This window comes from Streptomyces sp. A0592 (genome assembly GCF_004795115.1).
GTDB lineage: Bacteria > Actinomycetota > Actinomycetes > Streptomycetales > Streptomycetaceae > Streptomyces > Streptomyces erythrochromogenes.
Map to the genome: position 1 here is coordinate 237575 of NZ_SSBM01000009.1, position 24722 is coordinate 262296.

Sequence of the window (24722 nt, forward strand, 5' to 3'; positions counted from 1 at the left end):
GTCTGTCGACCCGCTCCGGCTCACCCCTGCCGTCGGGGCAGGGAGATCTCGTCTGCGGGTGCCGCGTCGGCGGCTGTCGTACTACCCAGAGTACGCGCCCGTGACCTCGCCGGTTCCACGGGAGGAGTACCGAAGAGCGCACGGCGCACGGTGGCGCGCGCCTCGCGGACGGCTGCGCGGCCCGTCCGCCACACCTCGCGCGCGGCGTGTCCGACGGGGGTGAGGACGTGCCGGTAGACCCGCGAGGCGGGCCACCCGACCAGCACCCAGCTCACCCACGTGAGCCCGCGCCACAGGGCGCCGACGATCAGCCCGGCCACGTGCCAGGCCCAGGCGAGGACCTGCCCGACCGGCGTGAGGACGTACCGGTACAGGGCGGCGGCCAGCCATGCCGCACCGAGCCCGACGGGCCGCAGCAGGTACCGGTACAGGGCGACCACGAGCCATACGAGACCCAGCCCGACCGGCCGCAGCAGGTACCGGAACACGGCGACCGCCAGCCACACGAGGCCGTGCCCGACGGGGGTCAGCACGTACCGGTGGGCCATGGCGGCGAGCCGGACGATCCCGCGGCCGACGGGCGCGAGCACGTAGCGCCACAGCGCGACCCACGGCCAGACGAACAGCGTCATGCCGAGGGCCCATCCGATCCAGGTGACGCCCTTGGCCAGGGGCGCGAGCAGGTAGCGCATGCCGCCCCGGCCGAGCCAGGCGGTCAGGAACCGCCCGGCCGGCGCCAGCACCTGGTCGTACAGGCCCCGCCCCAGCCACGCCAGCCCCCGCCCCACGGGCACGAGGACGTACCGCCACAGCCCGACCCACGGCCAGACGAAGACCAGCTTGAGCAGGGTGGTCAGCAGCCGTCCCAGCGCACGCAGCAGCGGCTCGACGACATGGGCGTACAGCGGCCCGAGGACGTGCCGGTGCACGGCACGGCCGGCGGCGACCAGCAGTTCCCAGACCACCCGTACGGGCAGTACGACGAGTACGGCGACGATCTTCACGGGGATCCTGATGACGCCCACCAGGCATCCGTCGCCGCCGGTGGGAGGCCGCGTGTCCGTTTCCATGCAGTGGAGGACACGGAGGAGGCCCCCACCCGTTGCGGGCGGGGGCCTCTCGTGACCCAAGGGTTACGTCGCCGGGCTACTTCACGACCGACAGCGGCAGCAGCTTCTTGCCGGTGGGGCCGATCTGAATCTCGGTCTGCATCTGAGGGCAGATGGACACATGCCCACATCCACACATACGCTCCGGCCCATGAAGACGTATGCCGTCGAGACGGAGTGGACTGCCTCAGACCTGGCCCTCTTGGAGGACCTGAAGAAGGCGGAGGCTCTACTCCCTGCGGACGCTCCGCGCGCCCTGCTGTCCATCCGCCTGTCCGTTCTTACGGAGGACACCACGTCGCCGGTACGGCAGGAGCTGGACCTCCGCCTCCTGGCCAGAGAGAAGGGGTGCCGCGTCGTCGGCATCGCCTCCGATCTCAACGTGTCGGCGACCAAGGTTCCGCCGTGGAAGCGGAAGGAGCTGGGCGAGTGGCTCAACAACCGGGCCCCGGAGTTCGATGTCCTGCTCTTCTGGAAGCTCGACAGGTTCATCCGCCGCATGTCGGATCTCTCGACCATGATCGAGTGGTGCGAGCGGTACGGGAAGAACCTCGTGTCGAAGAACGACAGCATCGACCTCGAATCGACTGTCGGCCGGATGATGGTCACGCTCATCGGCGGTATCGCCGAGATCGAGGCGGCGAACACGTCGACCCGGGTCGCGTCGCTGTGGGACTACACGCGGACCCAGGACGCGTGGTTCGTCGGCAAGCCTGCGTACGGCTTCGTCACCACGAAGAAGAACGGCAAGCCGTCCCTTGCCATCGAGCCGAACGCATACAAGGCGCTGCACTGGGCTCGCCGCATGGCACTTCGGGGCGTATCCGCCCGGCGCATGGCTCTGTGCCTCGTCCGCTCCGGGCTCATGTCCCCAGGGCTCACTACCTCGACTCTCCTCCGGCGCCTTCGTAACCCGGCGCTCATGGGCTACCGGGTGGAGGAGAACAAGAACGGCGGCGTACGCCGCTCGAAGCTGATACTCGGACACGACGGCAAGCCGATCAGGGTGGCCGATCCCATCTTCACCAAGGACGAGTACGACGAACTCCAGGAGGCCATCGACCGGCGCGGCAAGAACCAACCCCAGCGCCAGACGCACGGCGCGACGCAGTTCCTGGGAGTCCTCACCTGTGTCGACTGCACGTCGAACATGACCGTGCACGTCACGACCAACAAGTTCGGCCAGTACCAGTACCTCCGGTGCCAGAAGTGCAAGAGCGGAGGGTTCGGCGCACCCGATCCACAGGGCGTGTACGACGTGCTCGTGAACGACGTGCTGCGAGTCCTCGGCGACTTCCCCGTACAGGTTCGGGAGTACGCGCAGGGGGCGGAGGCTCGGGCCGAGGTGAAGCGGCTTGAAGAGGCCATCACCTACTACATGACGGGCCTTGAGCCGGGAGGCCGCTACACGAAGACGCGGTTCACTCAGGAGCAGGCGGAGAAGACGCTCGACAAGCTCACCGACGAACTGAGCGCGATCGACCCCGAGACCACGCAGGACCGCTGGACGCTCGTCCACAACGGGAAGACGTTCCGCGAAGTGTGGGAGTCCGGCGGCATGGAAGCCATGGCCGAGGATCTGCGCCGCGTGGGCGTCACGTGCGAGGTGACTCGGACCAGGGTCAAGGGCGTGCGCGCTCCGTCCGTGCACCTGAGGCTGAAGATCCCTCGCGACGTGCAAGAGCGTCTCGTCATCAAGAGCGACGAGTTCGCTGCCAAGCTCTGACGCAGTCATGCCCCCCGCCCCGACTCCCCTCCTGGGACGCGAGGGCGGGGGCTCTGCCGGCGCGGTTGACGACCGAGCCACCGGCCGTGTAAGAAGATCCTCCCGTTCCTTTCGAGGAGCGGACACCGTAGCTCCCGTCGTGTGACGCCGGTAGAGCTGGCCACTCCGTGAAGGGGCCGCCATCCCAGAGGGGCTGGCAGGGGAAGCCGAGGGCCCCCCGAAGCGCAGGGCGGTACTGCGCGACTTCCACTCACCCGCCGAGGTACAGCTACGCGCTGCCCTCGGCCGCCGCCGGGAGGTCGCCACCCCTTGAACATCACGATCGAAATTGTCTGGACCTGTGAGGCGTGCGAATCGCCTCTCGCTGACGGAGAGACTCACGACTGTGGCGGCACGGAGGTTCCGAGCCGATGAGCACGAGCACCATCAACTTCGGCCCCGGCCGCCCGTGGGGCGGGGTCTCTCAGCGCGAGTACCAGCGCATGGCCCAAGACCCCCGACACCAACTCGCCTACCGCATCCACTTCGCGGCCCTCGGTTGGGCCGACCGCCACGGACACGCAAGCTTCGGCCCCGGCAAGCTCGCCGCACTGCTGGGCAAGGAGGGCAAGCCCCTGTCCGACCAAAGTACGAACAACGCCCTGACCCGCGCCAGGGAGCTGGAGCTTGTCTCGCCCCGATCGGGGGCCGCATGCCTTGTCCTCCCCTCTCACGTCTTCCAGAAGAGGAAGGGCGCACCCGTGCCGTGCCGCCTGCACCTCGATCGGTGAATACATCCCTACTCGCGTGTAGCCAGCACACGCCCCGCGTGTACCGAGACGGCATCTCACCTGCGGAAACGTTCGCGCCTTCTCTTGTCTTTTTGGCCTCACAGCGCGGCCCCGTAGGGGCCGACAGAAGGAAGCCACGTACGTCAGCGGCAAGGAGAAGTAGGGCGCGCAGCGCCCCCAGTCACAAGGGCAGCGGCGAAGAGAACCAAGCGACAGGCGCGGCCTCCGGCCGCACAACCGGAAGGCACTTCGCACGAGCGGCCCCGAAGGGGCCGACATCAGGAAGACCAGGGAGCTGGCCACGTGGGGGCGCTACCGCGCCCCACTCCCAAGGCCCAAGGCAAGGCGCTCGGCAAGGGCCGCTACGCGGCCACAACGGGAAGCAACAAACGGCAAGCCCCGAAAAAGCCTCACTCTTGTGCAGTCCCTGAGCGCCGGCCAAGCCGGGCGCAGCCCTTCTACCTGCAACTTCTTCGCCGTTGCCTCACTCCGCCGCTGCCTGACGGGGTCTGAAACCGTGGCGCGATCTTGGCCGCCAAGACATGGCGGTCCGGACTTGCCCGCCAAGGGGTCATACCCCACCCCCGTTCGCCTCCTCGGGGGGCTCGGTTGCCTGCTCTCTCCTCAGTTGCACAAGAAGAGAGCGGCAGATCCAGTCGAAGACTCCGGAGCCTGCCCGATTCAACTCGTAGGCCAAGGTTTCCGCTTCTTCGTAGGAGATCTCGATGGAGGCCGCAGCCGTGCGCCTCTTGCTGACAAGCGCCCACGCCGCGCTGGGTAGCGGCTCAGTCTCCGGCACACGCTCAGGCGACCACATGCCGTGGACCAAGTGGTTTCGTCGGGCGAGCAAGGGCTTGAGGGTCGCGAGTTTGGAGCGGCACTCGGTGCGCTGCGCTTCCGTGATCTCCCGGTTGATCTTCACGAGTGCCGTACACGTATCGATCAGCTCATGTGCTCCAAGCCCCGCAGCCACAACCTCGGCGTACTTGCTGTCGATGAGGCAGGTCATGAGTTTGCGCAGGTAGTACTCCAGCGCAGCACTCTCCCGGGCCACCTCGCCCACCAGGAGAGACATGCGTTGTTGCACCTCCTCCATCTCCTCGTCCGATCGGAGGATCGGAAGCCCATCGAGATGGCTTGGCAGGACCGCTTCGTCAGACATGCCGAAGAGCGTACCGGGGCGTCTCACAAACCTTCGTTTTCGGGACGGGCGGGCCAGACTCTGGGCGTGTCCGTTTCGCCCACGCTCGGATGTCTCGTAACCCGTCCCGAAACATCTCCTTCAGGACTGGCTTTCGGGACACGTTTGTGAGACGGTCTCGTCATGACCATGAATACCCCGGCCGCACAGGTCGAACGCCACGCCTGCCCGAAGTGCGAAGCCCCCGCCGGTAGCCCCTGCCGCACGACCACGGGCAAGGTGGCAGCGAACTACCACACGGGCCGTTTCGCCCTGGTGCCCGCGCTCAAGGCGGAACTGACCGTGAGGACTCCGGCCGACCGCAACCCGGGGAAGGTCTGGACGCAGGGCGCTCCCGTCACACAGGTGTCTGACGCGATACCGGGCGCAGCGATCCGGCTGGGCTACGCCCGTTGCTCAACCGTTGGACAGGAACTTCAGTCTCAGTTGGACATGCTTGCCCGTGCCGACTGCACCCGCGTGTTCTCCGAGAAGATCAGTACCCGGGTGAAGGAGCGGCCGGAGCTTGAGAAGGCGCTCACGCTGGCACGGGAGATCAAGGCAGCCGCACCGAATCAGCCGGTCATCCTGACCGTGGTCGAGATGAAGCGTCTTGCCCGCAGTGCGGCAGAGCTGATGACACTGTCCTCCACCCTTCAGGCGGACGGCATCCAACTGGAACTCCTGTCCGGCCCCCTTCAGGGTGTGTACGACCCGAACGGGGCAGGTGCCATCGTGTTCGCCGTGCTCGCCGTCAGTGCAGAGGTCGAGCGGGAAGGCATCCGAGAGAAGACGTTGGAGGGGTTGGAGGCTGCGGCACGTAAGGGCAACGTCGGTGGGCGTCCGTCGGTCCTGGATGACGACAAGCTCGCCGTAGCCCGTGCCCGGCACGCCAAGGGAGACAGCGTCACAGCCATCGCCAAGGCCCTGGGAATCGGCCGCGCCACGTTGTACCGCCACCTCGGACAGAGCGCCTGAGACAGGCGCACACGGACGCAGACAGGCCCTCGGCATACGTCGGGGGCCGCTGTCATGCGTGGCCTACCGGGCGGGACAGGACAGGTCGGGAGCAGCGCGGTTCGGCGAGCACGTCACAAGGGCGACCGAGTGGAAGACAGTGCCCTTCAGGTAGTGGCCGAGGGACACGTCTCCTCCCCATGTGAGCCGCTCGACTGCACCCTTCACCAGGAGAACCAACCTGGTCACTTCCCGATCCTCTTCAGACGCGAATCGGGGGGCGAACTCTGCGAGCTGAAGGCCGAGCCACTCACCGGCTTCCTTGGGTTCCTCCCACGTCCCTCGGATCATCGAGGGCGGTTTCATGAGCCAGTGCGCCGTTTGGATCGGGGGCACGTCGGTGGTCGGGAACACGGCCACGGCTTCTCGGTACCGGTCATGTACCTCCATCTCGCTGCTTGCGGTCGGGGCCTGTCCGGCCGGTCTGCGGACGCTCTCCCTGTCGAACGTCTTCTTCTCCCCCACCCATGCGTAACCGTGGTGGTGCACCGCTGCTCCGTTCCGAGGGATGACGACGGCCCCGCCCGTCGGCGTGAGGGCGGGGCCGTCAGTTCAGGTGGTGCCGTGAATCAGGCGGAGAGGTCGAAGCGGGCGGGGTCGATACCCGCCGCGTCCAGCTCGGCCGTGGTGAAGCGCAGCGGCTCGGCGTTCGGGCGCTTGCTGTCGCCCATGGCCCATGCGTCCGGCCCGATCTTCGCGAGGGTCACGCACGCCTCGCCGTCCGGGTGGGTACTGCCGCCGCACGCCTTCGAGAACTCGGCTCCCTCGATGGGGAGCCCGTACAGGTCGGTCATCGTTGTGCCCTTCCTGATCTGCTTCACAGCCGGGCGAGTGCCGGCTGCACCCCGCCCGTGATGGGCGGGAGTCGATGGGTGCTTCGGTTTCCCGGGGCCCGAAGCGGTTGCCCTCACCGCCCAGGGCGGCACTCCAGTCAAGGAGCGGACCGGGCCGGAACCTGGGCACGTCAACCCAGACGAGACACGTCCTGCCTCTGCTCGACGGCTTGTCGATCGGGGGACTACCTGCCTCCCGCCGGGAGGGCAGCGGTGACAGGATTCTGTGATGGCTCAGGAAGCCGAGGGCACCCGCAGTGCCTCGGCGATCTGCTCGACCGCATCAGCGCGGATCATCCCGAGATGGACGTACGCCTGCCCGGTGTGCGTCACCACGGGCCGGACGCTGCTCCACGCGGACTCGGGAACTCCGAGCGCGGCGAGTGCCGCACGTATGGACTCCGTCGCGTCCGTCGCCTGAGTCCTGGCGTCCCTCCACGTCTGCATGTCCATCAGTGACCGGTCCCGTGCATCCGAAGCAGGATGTTGCAGTCAGCGACCGTGGTGCTGTCGCGCTCCATTCCGGCTGCCTTACGGAGCTGACCGAGCCGCGCGCACTCCGGGCAGCCGGGCACAGGACGGGGCGCAGGGCGCTCCTCCCGAATCGGCAGCTCTACCGGTGCTTCCTGCCACCGCGTGGGTTCCGTCGTCGTCACCGTCGCGCCCTCCCTGTCGCTTCCGAGGTCGATGAACAGACCGTAGGGAGCGGGGTTGTGAGGGGTCCACGCTGTTGCACGCGGTTGCACGGATTCACCCGAGGGCAGCGAGCGCCTTCGTGATCAAGGCGCGGGCTTCGGCTCCGCGAACGGCGGATCGGGACAGCTCGGAGAAGGCTCGAAGGTATGTACGGATCTCGCCGGGCGTGGTCAGGTTGATCTCTGCCGTGAGGGTCTCCACCGCCACCTGTCGGTCGTCGAAGGCGTAGAAGGCTTCGAGCGGCCAGACGGTACGGCGGGCCCGTGCGGGGATGACGCCGAGGGATACGTTCGGCTGCCCCATCACCGAGAGCACGTGTTCAAGCTGGGCCGCCATCGCGGCATCGTCGCTCACCCGGTAGTAGAGAACCGTCTCTTCGAGCACCAGGGCGAACCGATGATCTCCTTCCCGGATCACGCGGGACCGTTGGGTCCGAGCCTGCACGGCGTCGGCCACGTCGTCCGGGGTTCCCTGGAAGGCTGTGATGGACCGGAGAAGCCCTGTCGCGTAGCCGGGGGTCTGGAGCATGCCCGGCATGACGTTCGAGGCGTACACGCGAAAGGAGCGGGTCCGCTGGTACAGCGGGACAGTCTGCTCATGAACGCGCCGCATCCCGTCACGGTGGATCTGTCGCCACTCGACGTACATCGACTCTGCGTTTCGGGACGCAGCGATCAGATCGGCCGCGTGATCGTCGGCTCCGCAGGCAGCGCACCAGGCACGGATGTCTGCGTCCGAGGGTGGCGTCTTGCCCCGCGCGATCCGGGATGACTTCGACTTGTGCCAGCCGCACCGAGCGGCCAGCTCATGCCCCGTCAGGCCAGCGTCTTGCATGAGGCCCTGCAAGCGGGCAGCCACAGCGGCTCGTGCCGCTTGGGCGCTGGAAAGTGGAGAGGAAGGCATGAGCTGACCGGTCAGGAATCAGACGGCGAACTTCTCGTGCGGGATGGCTCGCTCCCACACCGCTTCGAACGCCGACGCGCACCGCGCAACTACGGCAGGGTCTTCCGTCTGGTCAGTGTGGACCCACCGGCCGACCCCATCGAAGACGTTGAACTGGACAAGGCGTCCGTCGAACAACCAGAAGTCGTTGCCCGGTAGGGCGAGGTCCGAGGCGTTGCGACGGGGCAGCCAACGGATCTGCTCCCCGGCAGCCACGTTCGTGAAGGTGCCCGAGTGCTCGAAGGCGATGTAATCGCTGACCGGCTCCGAGACGATGCGGGCACGTCGGATGACCACACCCTTGGCCGTGACCTCCTGAACGAGGTCGAGCCACGGACGCCACCACGAACCCTGGTCCTCCGGGTCGAGCCGGCGTCCTTGCTTCCATGCAGCGAAGCCTTCGATCTCGTTCTCGACTCCGTACGTATCGCGCATCTCAAGATGCACGGCTGACTCCCGCACTGACCTGATGAGGTCAGAGAAGTCAGTCAGACTCTGCGACACGGAGCGCCTCCCTGAGAAGCGGGATCATCCGCTTCGGAACCCTGATCACCGACTCATGCCCGGGGATCGGCACATCCCGCGAGCTCTCGCCCGTGGTCCGCTCGTCTGCCGTCCACCCCTGGATCACAAGATCCTTCGACTCCTGATCCACCCACACAGCGGGTGATCCGTGATCTCCGGACTCGGGATCTTTACCGACGAACCGTAAGGCCATGGCGTCCCTCCCTGTCGAGCGCGTTGCGCCTGGTTGCACGACCTTCACTCTGTCGGAACCTGCGGGTCAAGAGGGCATGTTCACCCCGATCCGACCCGATGCTGTCCATCGGCGCCACGCAGAAGGCGCCCGGACCTTTACGGCCCGGACGCCTCTCTCGTCAGCTACACCCACTCGACTGCCGAGACGATGCCCGGATCTTGCCGAGGAGCAGGAAGCGGCGTGCGCCGCACAGGGCGGGAAGCCTGCTCGCGCTCCTTCGTCCCGAGCCCTCGAAGGATCTCGGTACGCTCCGCCTCGCTCATGCCAGCGAGCGTCTCAGCCATCCTCTGGACGGCATCGCCGCTGGTCACGGCTACTTCTTGACCTCAAGCGGAAGTAGCTTCTTGCCCGTCGGTCCTACTTGTGGCCATGTGTCGAACTGCGGACAGACGCCGCAGTCGAAGCACGGGGTCCAGCGGCAGTCGTCGACCTCGGTCTCGTCGAGGGCGTCCTGCCAGTCCTCCCAGAGCCAGTCCTTGTCGAGACCGGAGTCCAGGTGGTCCCAGGGCAGGACCTCCTCGTAGGTGCGCTCGCGGGTCGTGTACCAGGCCACGTCCACACCGTAGGCGGGCAGCGCCTTCTCCGCGGCCCGCATCCAGCGGTCGTAGCTGAAGTGCTCGCGCCAGCCGTCGAAGCGGCCGCCGTCCTCGTAGACGGCGCGGATGACGTCGCCGATGCGGCGGTCGCCGCGCGAGAGGAGGCCCTCGACGATGCCCGGCTTGCCGTCGTGGTAGCGGAAGCCGATGGAGCGGCCGTACTTCTTGTCGCCGCGGATCTTGTCGCGGAGCTTGCCCAGGCGGGCGTCCGTCTCCTCGGCCGACAGCTGCGGCGCCCACTGGAACGGGGTGTGCGGCTTGGGCACGAACCCGCCGATGGACACCGTGCAGCGGATGTCGTTCTGGCCGGAGACCTCGCGGCCCTTGGCGATGACGTTGACCGCCATGTCGCCGATCTGGAGCACGTCCTCGTCGGTCTCGGTGGGCAGGCCGCACATGAAGTACAGCTTCACCTGGCGCCAGCCGTTGCCGTAGGCGGTGGCGACGGTGCGGATCAGGTCCTCTTCCGAGACCATCTTGTTGATGACCTTGCGCATGCGCTCGGAGCCGCCCTCGGGGGCGAAGGTCAGACCGGAGCGGCGACCGTTGCGGGTCAGCTCGTTGGCCAGGTCCACGTTGAAGGCGTCGACGCGGGTCGACGGGAGGGACAGGCCCACCTTGTCGTCCGAGTAGCGGTCCGCGAGGCCCTTGGCGATGTCGGCGATCTCCGTGTGGTCCGCCGAGGAGAGGGAGAGGAGGCCGACCTCTTCGAAGCCCGTGGCCTTGAGGCCCTTCTCGACCATCTCGCCGATGCCGGTGATGCTTCGCTCCCGCACGGGGCGCGTGATCATGCCGGCCTGGCAGAAACGGCAGCCGCGGGTGCAACCGCGGAAGATCTCGACGGACATGCGCTCGTGGACGGTCTCCGCGAGCGGGACGAGGGGCTGCTTGGGGTACGGCCACTCGTCGAGGTCCATGACGGTGTGCTTGGACACGCGCCACGGCACGCCGGACCGGTTGGGCACGACGCGGCCGATGCGGCCGTCCGGCAGGTACTCCACGTCGTAGAAGCCGGGGACGTAGACGTTGCCGGTCTTGGCGAGACGGAGGAGGACCTCTCCGCGTCCGCCCGGCCGGCCCTCGGCCTTCCAGGTGCGGATGATCTCGGTCATGTCGAGGACGGCCTGCTCGCCGTCGCCGATGACCGCGCAGTCGATGAACTCCGCGATCGGCTCCGGGTTGAAGGCCGCGTGGCCGCCCGCGAGGACGATCGGGTGGTCCACCGTGCGGTTCCTGGCCTCCAGCGGGATGCCGGCGAGGTCCAGGGCCGTCAGCATGTTGGTGTAGCCCAGCTCCGTGGAGAAGGACAGGCCGAACACGTCGAAGGCGGAGACGGGGCGGTGGCTGTCCACGGTGAACTGGGGCACCTTGTGCTCGCGCATCAGTTCTTCGAGGTCCGGCCACACGCTGTAGGTGCGCTCGGCGAGGACGCCCTCGCGCTCGTTGAGCACCTCGTAAAGGATCATGACGCCCTGGTTGGGCAGCCCGACTTCGTATGCGTCCGGGTACATGAGGGCCCAGCGGACGTCGCAGCTGTCCCACTCCTTGACCGTGGAGTTGAGTTCACCGCCGACGTACTGGATGGGCTTCTGCACGTGCGGAAGCAGGGCCTCAAGCTGAGGGAAGACCGACTCGGTCATCACGCGACTTTCGTGAAGCGGGCAGGGGGCAGCTATCTAGCGTACCCCGACGGCTCAGCCGCCCCCACCCGCATGATCACCGCAGGGCCGCCCGCAGGGCGGGGGCCGAGGCCTTCGCCCAGACGTCCGGGAGTTCCCGCTCGCGCCGCTCGGCCAGGGCCTCCTCGCGGCCGTGGAGCACACCCCAGGTGAAAGCGGACTCGCCCGCGTCGGCCGCCTGGGCGGCGAGGCCGCGCAGGGCGTCGCGGGCCACGACGCTGTCCTGGTGGTCGCCGAGCAGGGTCTGGACCTTCTTCACGGCCTTGGCCAGGTGTTTCGCGGGCTTGCCGAGCTCGGGGACGGCCGACTCCGCGGCGTACCGGACGCGCTTGGCCGCCTTGCGGGCCTCGTGCAGGGCCAGGTCCCGTTCCTTACCGGCGTCGAGGGCGAGGGCGCCGTCGATCCGGGTGGCGAGGCGCGCGTAGTCGCGGAGCACCGCCTTCGCCAGGACCTTCTCCGGGGAGCCGGCGGCGCCGTCGAGCAGCGGGGGCGCGTCCAGCAGGGCGTCGAGGGAGTTCAGCAGGGTGACGTAGCGGTCGCTGTCGAGCGCGGCCAGGGCCCTGCGGCGCGATCCGGTGCGCCGTCCGGTGTTCCACGTCCGCAGCCGGCTGCGCACGGGGCCGGTCAGCAGGGTACGGGGCAGTTCGGCGAGCTGGGCCTGGAGCCGTTCCATCAGGACCTCCTGGTCGCGGTCGACTCCGAGTTCGGCGGCCAGCCAGCGCAGCTCCTCGCCGATGGGGTCGGTGGCGTCGCGGTCGAGGACCTTGCGGTAGGTCTTGAAGGCGCTGCGCAGCCGGCGGGTGGCGACCCGCATCTGGTGGACGGAGTCCGGCAGGTTCCGTCGTACGGCCGGGTCCTGGGCGACGAGGGCGTCGCGCTGCTCGGCCAGGTACGCGACGACGTGCGCGCCGGCGGTGCCCTCGGGGCCGCCTCCGGAGGGGCGGGCCGGGGGCTGGGCATCGGTCTCGGCGAGGGCCCGGGCGAGTTTCGAGGGGGCGTCGCAGACCCGGAGCCCGGCCTTGCGGAAGGTCTTCTCGACGGCGTCGAGCAGGTCGGGGTCGACGCCGTCGGCGAGTTCGACCTCGACCTCGGTCCAGCCGGCGGTGGCGTCGCCGCGTTCGGCGAGGACCTCGTCGGTGCTCAGTTCGGCGAGGAGTGCTCCGTCGGCGTCGAGCAGATGGCTGACGCGGCGCGAGGAGACCAGCCGGACCTGCGGGCCGAGTCCGGCGTCGCGGACGCGGGAGCGGACGAGGGCGGCGAGGGCGGGTGGGACCGTGTCGCTGAGCGCGGCGCCGACCTCGTCGCGCACCCCCGGGGAGACGGGCAGTTTGAGGTGCCAGCCCTCGTCCGCGCCGCCCGTTCTGCGCCGCAGGGTGAGACCGTCGGCGGCGAGCCGCTGGTCGGGGGTGTCGTAGTAGACGGCGTCGAGGTCGACGGTCCCCTGGTCGGTGACGGCCGCGATCGCGGCCGTCCCCGTCAGGTCCGGCACCCCGCGCCGGGCAGATTTGGCCTTGGAGAACTCGAATTTGCGCTCGATCTCGCGCTTTGTGTCCACCATGTACCGAACTTAGTCCTGAACGGAACACGTCTGCAGGATGAACTCAACATCAGGCCGACAATGGCCGTTGGACCTTGATCGACTGGAGGAGTCCTACCGCTATCCACACGGCGAACATCGACGAGCCTCCGTAGGACACGAACGGCAGCGGCAGACCGGCGACGGGCATGATGCCGAGGGTCATCCCGATGTTCTCGAAGGACTGGAAGGCGAACCAGGCGATGATGCCGGCGCACACGATGGTCCCGTAGAGCTCGGTGGTCTCCCGGGCGATCACGCAGGCCCGCCAGAGGATGACGCCCAGCAGGACGAGGATCAGCCCGGCCCCGACGAAGCCGAGCTCCTCGCCGGCCACGGTGAAGACGAAGTCCGTCTGCTGCTCGGGCACGAACTGGCCGGTGGTCTGCGAGCCCTTGAAGAGCCCGGAGCCGGTCAGGCCGCCGGAGCCGATCGCGATGCGCGCCTGGTTGGTGTTGTAGCCGACACCGGCGGGGTCGAGCTCGGGGTTGGCGAAGGCCGCGAAGCGGTTGATCTGGTATTCGTCGAGCACGCCGAGCTGCCATATCAGGACGGCTCCGCCCACGCCGGAGGCGAGGAGGCCGATCACCCAGCGGTTGGAGGCCCCGGAGGCGAGCAGTACGCCGAGCACGATGACGACCATGACCATGACGGAGCCGAGGTCGGGCATCAGCATGACGATGCCCATCGGGGCGGCCGCCAGGCAGAGTGCCTTGACGACCGTGCGGTGGTCCGGATGGGCGAGGTCGCCGGCGTCCACCCGGGTCGCGAGCAGCATCGCCATGACCAGGATGATCGTGATCTTCACGAACTCGGACGGCTGGAGGGAGAATCCGCCGCCGATCACGATCCACGCGTGCGCGCCGTTGATGGTGGCGCCGAGCGGGGTCAGCACGGCGAGGATGAGCAGGAGCGAGAGCCCGTAGAGGAAGGGGACGGCTCCGCGCAGGGTGCGGTGGCCGAGCCAGACGGTGCCGATCATCAGCACCAGGCCGATGCCGGTGTTCAGGGCGTGCCGGGCGAGGAAGTAGTAGGGGTCGCCCTGGTTCAGGGTGGTCCTGTTGCGGGTGGCCGACCACACGAGCAGGGCGCCGAGGAAGGACAGGGCGAGCGCCGAGAGCAGGATCGGCCAGTCGAGCCGGCGCAGCACGGAGTCGCGGGCGGTGAGCTTGGCCATCGGGCCGCGCTCGGGCGCGTACCGGGAGACGGAGAACTTGTTGGCGGTTGGCATGTCGGTATGGGGTCCTCAGTCGTGCCGTGTCGGGGGAGGCCCGGCGAGTGCCGGCGGTTCCAGTTCCTCCGGGGACGGCGGTACGTACGGCCGGATCTCGGGGGACTCGATGGAGCCGTCGGGGTTGATCTTGGGCAGTTTCGCCTCCGGGGCCGGCAGCAGGGCCTTCTTCGGGTCGTACTTCCCGTCCATGGTCAGACCGTAGAGGGCGTTGTAGAGGTTGCGGACGGCGGGGCCGGAGGCTCCGGAGCCGGTACCGCCCTGGGAGATCGTCATGACGATCGTGAAGTCCTTGGTGTAGGTCGCCAGCCACGAGGTGGTCTGCTTGCCGTAGACCTGGGCGGTACCCGTCTTCGCGTGCATCGGGATCTTGTCCTGGGGCCAGCCGCCGAAGCGCCACGCGGCGGTGCCGCCGGGCTCGACGACCATGCGCAGGCCCTTGTCGAGGTCCGCGACGGTCTGGGCGCCGATGGGGAGCCTGCCGTGGGACTGGGGCTTGATCATCTCGACGCGCTTGCCGTCGGGGCTGATCACGGCCTTGCCGACGGTGGGGTTGTAGAGGGTGCCGCCGTTGCTGATGGCGGAGTAGGCGGTGGCCATCTGGATGGGGGTGACGAGGACGTCGCCCTGGCCGATGGCGAAGTTGATGCTGTCGTACGCCTTGAGCTGGTTGCCTTCGAGGCAGCTCTCGTAGGCGATCTGTTCGACGTAGGTGCCGCCCCGCTTGCCCTGCTTGCACCAGGAGTTCTTGTTGGCCGCCCAGAAGCTCTGCTTCCACTGGCGGTCGGGGATGCGGCCCTTGACCTCGTTGGGCAGGTCGATCCCGGTCTCGGAGCCGAGCCCGAACTCGCGGGCGGTCCGGTAGAACCAGTCGTGGGCGTCCTTCTTGGGGCTGAGGCCGCCGTCGCGCTGCCACTCCTTGTGCCCGAGCGCGTAGAAGACGGTGTTGCAGGAGAACTTGAGGGCCTCGCCGAGGGTGATGGGGCCGTGCCCCTTGGACTCGAAGTTGGCGAAGCTGCGGCCGCCGAGGCTGTAGGAGCTGCTGCAGTTGTACTTGTCGTTGAACTTGTAGCCGGCCCGGACGGCGGCGCTCGCGGAGACCACCTTGAAGATGGAGCCGGCGGGGGCCATGCCCTGGATGGCCCGGTTGAGCAGCGGGTAGTTGGAGCCCTTGCTGGTGAGCTTGGCGTAGTCCGCGCCGGAGATGCCGCCGACCCAGGCGTTGGGGTCGTAGTCGGGCTGGGAGGCCATCGCGACGATACGGCCGGTCTTGGCCTCCATGACGACGACGGCGCCCGAGTCGGCCTCGTACTTGCGGCCCGTGATGTTGTCGGTCTCGTTGCGGACGACCTTCATCGCCTGCTGGAGCTCGAACTCGGCGACGGCCTGGACCCGGGCGTCGATGCTGGTGATGAGGGTGGACCCGGCGATTCCGGGGTCGGACCTGGTCTGGCCCATGACCCGGCCGAGGTTGTCGACCTCGTACGAGGTGACCTGTGCCTTGCCGCGCAGTTCGCGGTCGTAGGTGCGCTCGATCCCGGAGCGGCCGACCTGGTCGGACCGCAGGTGCGGGGAGTCGGTGTCCTTGGCCTTCTGGATCTCGTCGTCGGTGACGGGCGAGAGGTAGCCGAGCACCTGTGAGGTGCGGGCGCCGCCGGGGGCCGGGTAGCGGCGGACGGCGGTGGGCTCCGCGGTGATGCCGGGGAACTCCTCCGGGCGCTCACGCAGCTGCAGCGCCTGCTGGGTGGTGGCTTCGAGGGTGACCGGGATCGGCTGGTACGGGGAGCCGTTCCAGCAGGGCTTGGGCGTCTGGGAGTCGCAGAGCCGGACCTTGTCCATGACCTCCTTGGGGGTCATGTCCAGGACGTCGGCGAGGCGGGTCATGACGCCCTTGCCCTTGTCCTTCATCTTCATCAGCGCGGTGCGGCTGGCGGAGACGACCAGGCGGGTCTCGTTGTCGGCGAGCGGGACCCCGCGGGCGTCGAGGATCGAGCCGCGCACGGCGGGCTGGACGACCCGCTGGACGTGGTTGCTCTTGGCCTCGTGGTAGTACTCCGCGCCGTTGCGGATCTGGAGGAACCAGAGCCGGCCGCCGAGGGTGATGAGCATCGAGAAGACGAGGACCTGCATGATGACGAGCCTGATCTGCACCCGGGAGGTGCGGCCGGTCTCCGGGACGTTGGTCACGTCTGCTCCTCCCTCACAGCTTCTTGACGCTCTTCACACCCTTGGCCGGCTTGACGCCCTTTATGCGGACCGCCTTGTTGGCGCGGGACCGCGCGGTCTTCAGGCGCAGGCCGCCGCGCTGGCTGCCGATGCGCAGGCCGGTGCCGCCGGTCAGCCAGCCGGCGGAGACGTCGGCCGCCTTGCCCGCGGGGCCGCCGCCGGCCTCGACGGCCATCGGGTCGTTCTCGGCCTTGCGCGCCAGCGCCATGATCCACGGCACGGTGAAGGGCGCGAGGAGCAGGTCGTAGAGGGTGGCGGTGAACACCAGCCCGGTGAGGCCCACGTGGCGGGCGGCGGTGTCGCCGACGAGGGCGCCCACGCCCGCGTAGAGCAGGGTGGAGCCGATCGCGGCGGCGACGACGGTCAGCATCGGGCCCCAGGCGGAGCGGAACCGCCCGCCGTCGGGGCGGACCAGGCCGGCGACGTAGCCGATGACGCACAGGACGAGCGCGTACCGTCCGGCCGCGTGGTCGGCGGGCGGTGCCAGGTCGGCGAGGAGTCCGGCGCCGAAACCGATGAGCGCGCCGCTGACGTGTCCGTACACGAGTGCGAGGGACACGACCGTGAGGAGCAGCAGGTCGGGTACGGCTCCGGGCAGTTGGAGCCGGCCCAGGACGGTGACCTGGATGACGAGGGCGACCACGACGAGCGTGGCCGAGAGCAGGATCCGGTTGAAGCGCATGCTGGGTCGGCTCCTAGTCGTCGGCCGGCTGGGCGAGCGGGCTGGCGGCCCCGGACGGGGTGACCGTGACGGTGACCGTCGGGGTGGGCTTGGGGGCCTCGGGCTTGGGCGGCAGGACGGCGTCGCGCGGGTCCTCGCGCGGCGGCATCACCACGACGCCGACGATGTCGAGTCGCGAGAAGCCGACGAACGGACGCACCCAGACGGTGCGGGTCAGGTCGCCGCGCGAGGGGTCGACCTTGACGACCTCGCCGATCGGGACGCCGGGCACGAAGGGCTTGTTGCCGCGCGAACCGAAGGTGACGAGCCGGTCGCCGGGGCTGACCTTGGCCTTGCCGTTGAGCATCTGGACGGACAGGGCGCGGTCGCCCTGGCCGGTGGCGAAGCCGAGTTCGCCGGTCTTCTCCAGGCGCGTGCCGACGGTGAAGTCGGGGTCGTTGGCGAGGACGACGGTGGAGGTGTCGGGGCCGACGGTGGTGACGCGGCCGACGAGCCCGTCACCGTTGAGGACGGTCATGTCGCGTTCGATGCCGTCCTTGCTGCCGGCGTCGATGGTGACGGTCCAGGAGAAGCCCTGGGCCGCTCCTATGGCGATGACCTCGGCGCCCTTGATGCCGTACTGCCCGGCGCCGGCCCGCTTGAGCATCTCGTCGAGCTCGTGGATGCGGCTGCGGGTCTGGTCCTCGCTGCCGAGCTTGGCCTTCAGCGCCGCGTTCTCGCGCTCCAGCGTGGCGATGCGGTTGTGGCGCTCCCCGGAGTCCCGTACGGCCCCTATGGCGTTGGCGACCGGATCGACCGCGGTCGCCACACCTTCCTCGACCGGCCCGAAGACCGCCGCGGCGGCCTGCCGGGCACCGTCGACCGGTGACTCCTCGCCTGCCCTGATGTCCACCGTGATCAACGCGAACGCGATGGCGATCAGAAGCACCAGGAGCAGCCGGCTTTCTCGTGTGTCCCTCACGTGCGGCGGCCGTGCCTTCCTCGTCGGAATTCTCTTTTGCCTGTATATCAACGATCCGCCGCACGGGCCCGGTAGCACCCGTACGGCGGATCCTTGTGTTCCGCTTAGCCCCTCCCCCGGCGGGAGGGGTGTGGTCAGCGACGGGGCTGCGCGTCCAGGACCTGCTGGAGGGCCTCGAACTCCTCGACGCACTTGCCGGAGCCCAGCGCGACGGAGTCGAGGGGGTCCTCGGCGATGTGGATCGGCATGCCGGTCTCACGGCGGAGCCGCTCGTCGAGGCCGCGGAGGAGGGCGCCGCCGCCGGTCAGGACGATGCCGCGGTCCATGATGTCGCCCGAGAGCTCCGGCGGGCACTTGTCGAGCGTCGTCTTGACCGCGTCGACGATGGAGTTGACCGGCTCCTCGATGGCCTTGCGGACCTCGGCGGCCGAGATGACGACCGTCTTGGGCAGGCCCGAGACCAGGTCCCGGCCGCGGATCTCGGTGTGCTCGTCCTTATCGAGGTCGTACGCCGAGCCGATGGTGATCTTGATCTGTTCGGCCGTCCGCTCACCGAGGAGGAGCGAGTACTCCTTCTTGATGTGCTGGATGATCGCGTTGTCGAGCTCGTCGCCGGCCACCCGGATGGACTGTGCCGTGACGATTCCGCCGAGGGAGATGACGGCGACCTCGGTGGTGCCGCCGCCGATGTCCACGACCATGTTGCCGGTGGCCTCGTGGACGGGCAGGCCCGAGCCGATGGCGGCGGCCATGGGCTCTTCGATGATGTGCACCTGGCGGGCGCCGGCCTGCGTGGACGCCTCGATGACCGCGCGGCGCTCCACTCCCGTGATGCCGGAGGGAACGCAGACCACGACGCGCGGGCGGGCCAGGTAGCGACGCTTGTGGATCTTGAGGATGAAGTACCGGAGCATACGCTCGGTGATCTCGAAGTCGGCGATCACGCCGTCCTTGAGGGGCCTCACGGCGACGATGTTGCCGGGCGTGCGCCCGATCATCTTCTTCGCCTCGGAGCCGACCGCCAGGATGCCGCCGGTGTTCGTGTTGATGGCGACCACGGACGGCTCGTTCAGGACGATCCCCCGGCCCCTCACGTACACCAGCGTGTTGGCGGTCCCGAGGTCGATCGCCATGTCACGGCCGATGAACGACATGTTGTTCCCCTTGTTCCCCATGAGGAGCGTCTGGCCTTCCAGTTGAAAGCGGCTGCTGTCAGGTCGGCGAGGTGGGTGTGTGGGTGGAGGCCCCATCGTAGTGCCGGGGTGCGGACACCGCGCGACGGGACTCCGGCAATCCCGCCGGAATGGATACCCGCCCCCTTAGTGGTGACGACGTCTCCTGCCCAGGCGTTCCCGCTCGGGCCCGGAATTACCTGGGGGCGACCGAAATTACTTCGGTCGCCCCAGGTCATGAGCGCTATTCGGCTGATGTCTCGTCAGGAGGGAGTGATCAGAGCGCGGGGAAGAAGAGCTTCAGCTCGCGCTCTGCGGACTCCTCCGAGTCCGAGGCGTGGATCAGGTTCTCCCGGGTGACGGTACCGAAGTCGCCCCGGATGGAGCCGGGCGCCGCGGCGATCGGGTCGGTGGGTCCGGCCAGCTGGCGGACGCCCTCGATCACGCGCTCCCCCTCGACGACCAGGGCCACGACCGGGCCGCTGGACATGAAGCCCATGAGCGGCTCGTAGAAGGGCTTGCCCTTGTGCTCGCCGTAGTGCGCCTCCAGGGTCTCCTGGTCGAGCGTGCGCAGCTCCAGTGCGGGGATGGTCCAGCCGGCCTTCCGCTCGATGCGGCCGATGATCTCGCCGACCAGGCCACGACGGACGGCGTCGGGCTTGAGCAGGACGAGGGTGCGCTGGGTCATGTTGCGGCTCCTTGCGGCATACGGGTGCGGTAGGGCGAATCTACAGGGCCGTACGGGGAGGTCCTGCCGTCCGGGTGGCCCGTGGATCCGTCAGGCGGTGTCGGGCGTTCCGGGCGCCGCGGAAGCCGCGGGAGCCTCCTGCGCGGCGGCCCAGCGCTCCTTGATCGAGTCGATCTTCCGGCCGTAGTGCACGGAGCACCACCACAGGCCGGCGAACACCGCGCCGAGGAAGAACATCGTCGGGACGAAGAACCCGCTCGCGATGAGGCCGATCTGCAGGGCCCAGCCCAGCTGGACCGCGCCGGGCCGCGACAGCATGCCGCACAGCAGCACCGAGAGCAGCATCGAGACCCCGCACACCGTCCAGACCGTGGCCTGGGTCAGGTCCGGGTCCTTCATGGCGACCAGTCCCGCGAAACCGATCACGAAGAACTCGCCGATCAGCGTGCTCGCACACAGCGTGCGCATCCTCAGCCCCTCTTCAGCAGCAGGCGGGCCTCGCCCACCGTGATCACGGAACCGGTCACCAGGACCCCGGCCCCTCCGTACTCGGCCTCTTCCTCCGCCAGCGTGATCGCCGCCTCCAGGGCGTCGTCCAGCCGCGGCTCCACCTGCACCCGGTCCGTGCCGAAGACCTCGACGGCGACGGCCGCCAGCTCGTCCGCGCCCATCGACCGGTGGCTGGAGTTCTGCGTGACCACGACCTCCGCGAAGATCGGCTCGAAGGCCTCCAGCACCCCGCGCACGTCCTTGTCCTCGCTCGCGGCCACGACGCCGATGAGCCGGCTGAAGCCGAACGCCTCGGTGACCGCTTCCGCGGTCACCGCCGCGCCCGCCGGGTTGTGCGCCGCGTCCAGGATCACCGTCGGGCTGCGCCGCACGACCTCCATGCGGCCGGGCGAGTTCACCGAGGCGAAGGCCTTGCGCACGGTGTCCACGTCCAGCACCCGGGCGTGCTGCCCGCCGACCCCGAAGAAGGCCTCGACCGCGGCGAGCGCCACCGCCGCGTTGTGCGCCATGTGGGCGCCGTAGAGCGGGAGGAAGATCCCGTCGTACTCGCCGCCCACGCCGCGCAGCGTCAGCTGCTGCCCGCCGACCGCGACCTCGCGCGAGACGACGCCGAACTCCATGCCCTCGCGGGCCACCGTCGCGTCGACCTCGACGGCCTTCTTCAGCAGGACCTGGGCCGCGTCCACCGGCTGCTGCGCCAGGATCACGGTGGCGTCCTGCTTGATGATGCCGCCCTTCTCCACGGCGATCTCACCGGGCGTGGAGCCGAGCCGGTCGGTGTGGTCCAGGCTGATCGGGGTGACCACGGCGACGGAGCCGTCGATGACGTTGGTCGCGTCCCAGCTGCCGCCCATGCCGACCTCGACCACGGCCACGTCCACCGGGGCGTCCGCGAAGGCCGCGTAGGCCATCCCGGTGAGCACCTCGAAGAAGGACAGCCGGAACTCCTCGGCGGCGTCGACCATCTCCACGTAGGGCTTGATGTCGTGGTACGTCTCCACGAACCGCTCGGCCTCGATCGGCGCGCCGTCGAGGCTGATCCGCTCGGTGATCGACTGCACATGCGGGCTCGTGTACCGGCCGGTGCGCAGCTCGAAGGCGTTCAGCAGGGCCTCGATCATGCGGGCCGTGCTGGTCTTGCCGTTGGTCCCGGTGATGTGGATGGAGGGGTACGCGCGCTGCGGCTCGCCGAGGACGTCCATCAGCGCCGCGATCCGCGACACCGAAGGCTCCAGCTTGGTCTCGCCCCAGCGGGTGGAGAGTTCCTGCTCCACCTCCAGCAGCGCCTTGGCGACCTCCGGGTCGACGGGCCGGGCGGGCACCGGGTCCCCCTGGGGCGGCCCGGCCTGGGCGCGCAGGGTGCGGCTGCCGGCCTCGATCACCGCCAGGTCGGGGTCGCGGTCGGACTCTTCCGCCACGATCTGGTCGAACTCGTCGAAGGTGCCGGCGAGGTCTTCGTCGTCAGGGCGGTCGTGGCTCTCGGGCTGCTGGTCACTCACAGGGCCAGTCTACGGACGGCCGCCGGGAGGACTTTCGGCCCGGCCCTTTCGGGACCTCCGGCGGCCGGAGCGACCTGATCGCCATGCAAGCCTTGCGAGCAGCAGATTGGGGAACAAATGCCGCAGGCCAGCAGCAACAAGACGGCATCCAGCCGCGACATAGGCATCGACCTGGGAACCGCCAACACCCTCGTCTACGCGCGGGGGCACGGAATCGTCCTCAATGAGCCGTCCGTGGTCGCCGTCAGGGCGGGCACCACCACCGCCCTGGCCGTCGGGGCGGACGCCAAGGAGACCATCGGCCGCACGCCCGGTTCCATCACCGCGATCCGCCCCCTCAAAGACGGGGTGATCTGCGACTACGAGGCCGCGGAGGAGATGATCCGGCACTTCGTGCGCAAGGTGGTCCCCGGCCGGCGGACCCGCACCCGGATGGTGATCTGCGTACCCTCCGGAGTCACCCCGGTCGAACGGCGGGCCATCGTCAACGCCTCCACCCGCGCCGGCGCCAAGGCGGTCCACCTGATCGAGGAGCCGATGGCGGCGGCGATCGGCGCCGGACTGCCCGTGGCCGAGCCGCGCGGCTCCATGGTCGTGGACATCGGCGGCGGCACCTCCGAGGTCGCCGTCATCTCCCTCGGCGGCATCGTCACCTCGCGTTCGCTGCGCGTCGGCGGCGACCGGCTCGACGCGGCGATCATGGACCACGTGCGCAAGGAGCACGGGCTGCTCATCGGCGAGCGCACCGCCGAGCACGCCAAGCTGGCGATCGGCTCGGCCTGGCCGGTGCCGGACCGGCCCGAGCTGGAGACGGCGACCTTCACCGTGCGCGGCCGCGAGAGGGTCGGCGGGATGCCGAAGACGCACCGGCTGGGCGCGGCCGACGTGCGCGCCGCCCTCGACGAGCCCGTCGAGGCGATCATCGCGGCGGTCCGCGGCACGCTGGAGGAATGCCCGCCGGAGCTGTCCGGCGACGTGATGGAGCACGGCATCGTCCTGACCGGCGGCGGCGCCCTGCTGCCCGGACTCGACCTGCGCATGGCCTCCGCGACCGGCATCCCGGTCTTCGTCGCCGACGATCCGCTGGACTGCGTGGCGCGGGGCTCCGGCCGCTGCGTGGAGGACCTGGACGCGCTGAACGGTCTGCTGACCCCGGCCCGGGTCTAACGTCGCGGCAGGGTGGCGACGACCTCGTACGTGGCGTCCGTGCGGGTCGCCGTCAGGGTGCCGCCGAGGCTGCGGACGCGCTCGGACATGCTCGCCGTGCCGGAGCCCGCCGAGACGGGGGCCCGGCCCGGGGTCCGGGCCGGCAGGGCGTTGCTGACGGCGATCCGCAGCCGCGGGCCGTCCGCCGTGATCGACACCTCGATGGTCTCGCCGTGCGCATGCTTGGCGGCGTTGGTCAGGCACTCCTGCACCACCCGGTAGACCGCCGCCTGCCGCAGCGGCGACAGCCCGTGCACGCCCTCGTCCATGGCCAGCCGGACGGGCGATCCGGCCCGGCCGCTCTCCTCCGCCAGCGCCGGCAGCCCGTCGACCCCCGGGGTCGAGGCCCGTTCGCCCCGCTGCACGATGATGTCGTTGAGCACGAGGTGGGCCCGGCGCGCGGTGTCGGCCAGCTCCTCGAAGTCCTTCGCGTGCGCCGTCTCGCGCGCCCGTACCGAGAGCACCTCGGACCGCACGGTCAGCAGGGTCAGCTCCCGCCCGACGAAGTCGTGCACGTCGCGGGCGACGGAGACGCGTTCCTGCTGGACGGCCCGGAACACGGCGGACTCGGCCCGCCGGAGGGTCAGCTCGCGCACCAGATCGTGCCGGTAGGCGGCGATGCCCACCGCCGAGGCGAGCGCGCCGATGGGCACGACGATGCTGAGGAAGCCGCTGAGGGTCTGCCCCTGCGGCTCCGGCCAGCCCGGTACCCAGAACATGACGAGTGCGAAGGCGATGTACCCGAGCGTCGCCAGGATCCCCGCCCGGCGCCCGCGGAAGCGGCCGACCGAGTAGAGCGCGAACTGGACCAGGGTCAGCTCGTGGAGCCATCCGATGAACAGCAGCGCCGCCAGGTACGAGATCCAGGGCAGCCGGCGGCGCACCAGCAGCGTCGCGCACCCCAGGGCGAGCACGACGGCCGCGGCGGGTCCGCTCAGCGAGTTGTCGGCGGCGGCGAGCCCCGGCAGGTCGAGGGCCATCAGCCCGAGGCAGCCCAGTGCGGTGAGCACGTCGACCGCCCGCGGCGAACCGGCCCGGGTGTCGGCCAGCCGACGGCCGGCGGCCACGCAACGGTGGAACACCGGGGCGACGGGCTTGACGTGCATGCCCTCCATCATCCGTGGTCGGTGCCGCGGATGAGATCCGGCCGACAGAGAAACGGAGTGATTTAGGGCACTTCGGACAGGCCGGAGGTCCCGGCAGCCCGCGACCCTGCGCCCCTCCCCCTGGCCCGCCCCCGCTCCTGGCCTCGGAGGAATGACGACCGGAACGACCGCCCACCGGGGAGGACCCGCTCTTCGTGCCGGGCTGCAACGTCAGCGCCGTCCTCGGCCGCGGCGACGTGATGACCACCTGGCAGGGCAACCTGCTGGGCTTGCCCAACATGCTGCTCGGCATCGGCGCCTTCGCGACCCTGGCGGCCTACGCGGCGGTGGCCGGGCTGGTCGCGGCACAGTTCGGCGACCGGCTGCTGTGAGGCCCGGAACGGCCCCGCCTACGGCGAAGGCCCCCTCCACCGGTCATCCGGTGGAGGGGGCCTTCGCCGTCGTACGAGGGGCTACGCCGCGGGCAGCGTCTCCAGCTGGGCCTGGATCCGGGCGATGTCCGCCTCGGCCTTGGCCAGCCGGCCCTTGATCTTGTCCACGACGTTGTCGGGGGCCTT

At 69.4% G+C, this 24722-nt stretch carries 23 protein-coding genes; 5 read left to right on the top strand and 18 right to left on the bottom strand.

Going from position 1 to position 24722, the window contains the following annotated elements:
- Nucleotides 1-20: 20 nt before the first annotated feature.
- A complete protein-coding gene (locus tag E6U81_RS16330) occupies nucleotides 21-1070 on the bottom strand; it encodes a hypothetical protein (protein ID WP_136230788.1) in 1050 nt (349 codons plus the stop codon).
- Nucleotides 1071-1260: 190 nt separating this feature from the next.
- Here E6U81_RS16330 and E6U81_RS16335 point away from each other — a divergent pair, with 190 nt between their 5' ends.
- Together E6U81_RS16335 and E6U81_RS41030 are read left to right on the top strand one after the other, a co-directional pair.
- Nucleotides 1261-2835 (top strand): recombinase family protein, encoded by a 1575-nt coding sequence (locus E6U81_RS16335; protein ID WP_136230789.1) that lies wholly within the window; start codon nucleotides 1261-1263, stop codon nucleotides 2833-2835.
- 410 nt (nucleotides 2836-3245) lie between these two features.
- Complete coding sequence (locus E6U81_RS41030) at nucleotides 3246-3605, top strand: hypothetical protein (RefSeq protein WP_240803842.1); 360 nt, start codon at nucleotides 3246-3248, stop codon at nucleotides 3603-3605.
- A gap of 571 nt (nucleotides 3606-4176) precedes the next feature.
- Here E6U81_RS41030 and E6U81_RS16345 read toward each other — a convergent pair.
- Nucleotides 4177-4767: a hypothetical protein gene (locus tag E6U81_RS16345; protein ID WP_136230790.1), complete on the bottom strand. Its 591-nt coding sequence runs from the start codon at nucleotides 4765-4767 to the stop codon at nucleotides 4177-4179.
- A 162-nt stretch (nucleotides 4768-4929) separates the two neighbouring features.
- Here E6U81_RS16345 and E6U81_RS16350 point away from each other — a divergent pair, with 162 nt between their 5' ends.
- Complete coding sequence (locus tag E6U81_RS16350; RefSeq protein WP_136230791.1) at nucleotides 4930-5763, top strand: recombinase family protein; 834 nt, start codon at nucleotides 4930-4932, stop codon at nucleotides 5761-5763.
- A 63-nt stretch (nucleotides 5764-5826) separates the two neighbouring features.
- Here the strand turns inward: E6U81_RS16350 and E6U81_RS16355 are convergent, their stop codons facing one another.
- The 15 genes from E6U81_RS16355 to E6U81_RS16435 form a co-directional block, all read right to left on the bottom strand.
- The gene (locus E6U81_RS16355; RefSeq protein WP_136230792.1) at nucleotides 5827-6291 is read right to left on the bottom strand and encodes a hypothetical protein; all 465 of its coding nucleotides are present in this window, start codon (nucleotides 6289-6291) and stop codon (nucleotides 5827-5829) included.
- Between the two features lie 80 nt (nucleotides 6292-6371).
- Nucleotides 6372-6596, bottom strand: a complete 225-nt coding sequence (locus tag E6U81_RS16360; protein ID WP_136230793.1) for a DUF397 domain-containing protein — start codon at nucleotides 6594-6596, stop codon at nucleotides 6372-6374.
- Between the two features lie 273 nt (nucleotides 6597-6869).
- Nucleotides 6870-7082: a hypothetical protein gene (locus tag E6U81_RS16365; RefSeq protein WP_240803843.1), complete on the bottom strand. Its 213-nt coding sequence runs from the start codon at nucleotides 7080-7082 to the stop codon at nucleotides 6870-6872.
- Nucleotides 7083-7385: 303 nt separating this feature from the next.
- Nucleotides 7386-8234, bottom strand: coding sequence for a helix-turn-helix transcriptional regulator (locus E6U81_RS16375; RefSeq protein WP_136230796.1), 849 nt, complete (start codon nucleotides 8232-8234; stop codon nucleotides 7386-7388).
- Nucleotides 8235-8252: 18 nt separating this feature from the next.
- Nucleotides 8253-8777, bottom strand: coding sequence for a DUF6879 family protein (locus E6U81_RS16380; RefSeq protein ID WP_136230797.1), 525 nt, complete (start codon nucleotides 8775-8777; stop codon nucleotides 8253-8255).
- 569 nt (nucleotides 8778-9346) lie between these two features.
- Entirely contained in the window at nucleotides 9347-11272 is a 1926-nt protein-coding gene (locus E6U81_RS16390) for a TIGR03960 family B12-binding radical SAM protein (RefSeq protein WP_206309945.1), read from the bottom strand.
- A gap of 73 nt (nucleotides 11273-11345) precedes the next feature.
- Complete coding sequence (locus E6U81_RS16395; RefSeq protein ID WP_136230799.1) at nucleotides 11346-12866, bottom strand: CYTH and CHAD domain-containing protein; 1521 nt, start codon at nucleotides 12864-12866, stop codon at nucleotides 11346-11348.
- 49 nt (nucleotides 12867-12915) lie between these two features.
- The gene (gene rodA, locus E6U81_RS16400; RefSeq protein WP_136230800.1) at nucleotides 12916-14115 is read right to left on the bottom strand and encodes a rod shape-determining protein RodA; all 1200 of its coding nucleotides are present in this window, start codon (nucleotides 14113-14115) and stop codon (nucleotides 12916-12918) included.
- A gap of 15 nt (nucleotides 14116-14130) precedes the next feature.
- Nucleotides 14131-16302 (bottom strand): penicillin-binding protein 2, encoded by a 2172-nt coding sequence (gene mrdA, locus E6U81_RS16405; RefSeq protein ID WP_136230801.1) that lies wholly within the window; start codon nucleotides 16300-16302, stop codon nucleotides 14131-14133.
- 13 nt (nucleotides 16303-16315) lie between these two features.
- Entirely contained in the window at nucleotides 16316-17023 is a 708-nt protein-coding gene (gene mreD, locus E6U81_RS16410) for a rod shape-determining protein MreD (protein WP_136230802.1), read from the bottom strand.
- Nucleotides 17024-17036: 13 nt separating this feature from the next.
- A complete protein-coding gene (mreC, locus tag E6U81_RS16415) occupies nucleotides 17037-17984 on the bottom strand; it encodes a rod shape-determining protein MreC (protein WP_136230803.1) in 948 nt (315 codons plus the stop codon).
- 134 nt (nucleotides 17985-18118) lie between these two features.
- Complete coding sequence (locus E6U81_RS16420) at nucleotides 18119-19138, bottom strand: rod shape-determining protein (RefSeq protein WP_030008578.1); 1020 nt, start codon at nucleotides 19136-19138, stop codon at nucleotides 18119-18121.
- 295 nt (nucleotides 19139-19433) lie between these two features.
- The gene (gene ndk, locus E6U81_RS16425) at nucleotides 19434-19844 is read right to left on the bottom strand and encodes a nucleoside-diphosphate kinase (RefSeq protein WP_030027161.1); all 411 of its coding nucleotides are present in this window, start codon (nucleotides 19842-19844) and stop codon (nucleotides 19434-19436) included.
- A gap of 90 nt (nucleotides 19845-19934) precedes the next feature.
- A complete protein-coding gene (locus E6U81_RS16430) occupies nucleotides 19935-20312 on the bottom strand; it encodes a DUF4233 domain-containing protein (protein WP_136230804.1) in 378 nt (125 codons plus the stop codon).
- A 2-nt stretch (nucleotides 20313-20314) separates the two neighbouring features.
- Nucleotides 20315-21736 (bottom strand): folylpolyglutamate synthase/dihydrofolate synthase family protein, encoded by a 1422-nt coding sequence (locus E6U81_RS16435; protein ID WP_346766152.1) that lies wholly within the window; start codon nucleotides 21734-21736, stop codon nucleotides 20315-20317.
- 234 nt (nucleotides 21737-21970) lie between these two features.
- Here E6U81_RS16435 and E6U81_RS16440 point away from each other — a divergent pair, with 234 nt between their 5' ends.
- Entirely contained in the window at nucleotides 21971-23020 is a 1050-nt protein-coding gene (locus tag E6U81_RS16440; RefSeq protein ID WP_136230806.1) for a rod shape-determining protein, read from the top strand.
- On the opposite strand, the gene E6U81_RS16445 is transcribed toward E6U81_RS16440, so the two are convergent.
- Complete coding sequence (locus E6U81_RS16445; RefSeq protein ID WP_136230807.1) at nucleotides 23017-24165, bottom strand: ATP-binding protein; 1149 nt, start codon at nucleotides 24163-24165, stop codon at nucleotides 23017-23019. The two genes, E6U81_RS16440 and E6U81_RS16445, sit on opposite strands and share 4 nt — an antisense overlap.
- 194 nt (nucleotides 24166-24359) lie before the next feature.
- On the opposite strand from E6U81_RS16445, the gene E6U81_RS16450 reads away from it, so the two are divergent.
- Nucleotides 24360-24536, top strand: a complete 177-nt coding sequence (locus tag E6U81_RS16450) for a vitamin K epoxide reductase family protein (protein WP_136230808.1) — start codon at nucleotides 24360-24362, stop codon at nucleotides 24534-24536.
- Nucleotides 24537-24722: the final 186 nt, after the last annotated feature.

Coding starts and splice junctions, on each gene's coding strand:
- E6U81_RS16330 (WP_136230788.1), bottom strand. CDS start 1,070: ATGGAAACGGACACGCGGCCTCCCACCGGCGGCGACGGATGCCTGGTG.
- E6U81_RS16335 (WP_136230789.1), top strand. CDS start 1,261: ATGAAGACGTATGCCGTCGAGACGGAGTGGACTGCCTCAGACCTGGCC.
- E6U81_RS41030 (WP_240803842.1), top strand. CDS start 3,246: ATGAGCACGAGCACCATCAACTTCGGCCCCGGCCGCCCGTGGGGCGGG.
- E6U81_RS16345 (WP_136230790.1), bottom strand. CDS start 4,767: ATGTCTGACGAAGCGGTCCTGCCAAGCCATCTCGATGGGCTTCCGATC.
- E6U81_RS16350 (WP_136230791.1), top strand. CDS start 4,930: ATGACCATGAATACCCCGGCCGCACAGGTCGAACGCCACGCCTGCCCG.
- E6U81_RS16360 (WP_136230793.1), bottom strand. CDS start 6,596: ATGACCGACCTGTACGGGCTCCCCATCGAGGGAGCCGAGTTCTCGAAG.
- E6U81_RS16365 (WP_240803843.1), bottom strand. CDS start 7,082: ATGCAGACGTGGAGGGACGCCAGGACTCAGGCGACGGACGCGACGGAG.
- E6U81_RS16375 (WP_136230796.1), bottom strand. CDS start 8,234: ATGCCTTCCTCTCCACTTTCCAGCGCCCAAGCGGCACGAGCCGCTGTG.
- E6U81_RS16395 (WP_136230799.1), bottom strand. CDS start 12,866: ATGGTGGACACAAAGCGCGAGATCGAGCGCAAATTCGAGTTCTCCAAG.
- rodA (WP_136230800.1), bottom strand. CDS start 14,115: ATGCCAACCGCCAACAAGTTCTCCGTCTCCCGGTACGCGCCCGAGCGC.
- mreD (WP_136230802.1), bottom strand. CDS start 17,023: ATGCGCTTCAACCGGATCCTGCTCTCGGCCACGCTCGTCGTGGTCGCC.
- E6U81_RS16420 (WP_030008578.1), bottom strand. CDS start 19,138: ATGTCGTTCATCGGCCGTGACATGGCGATCGACCTCGGGACCGCCAAC.
- ndk (WP_030027161.1), bottom strand. CDS start 19,844: ATGACCCAGCGCACCCTCGTCCTGCTCAAGCCCGACGCCGTCCGTCGT.
- E6U81_RS16430 (WP_136230804.1), bottom strand. CDS start 20,312: ATGCGCACGCTGTGTGCGAGCACGCTGATCGGCGAGTTCTTCGTGATC.
- E6U81_RS16440 (WP_136230806.1), top strand. CDS start 21,971: ATGCCGCAGGCCAGCAGCAACAAGACGGCATCCAGCCGCGACATAGGC.
- E6U81_RS16445 (WP_136230807.1), bottom strand. CDS start 24,165: ATGCACGTCAAGCCCGTCGCCCCGGTGTTCCACCGTTGCGTGGCCGCC.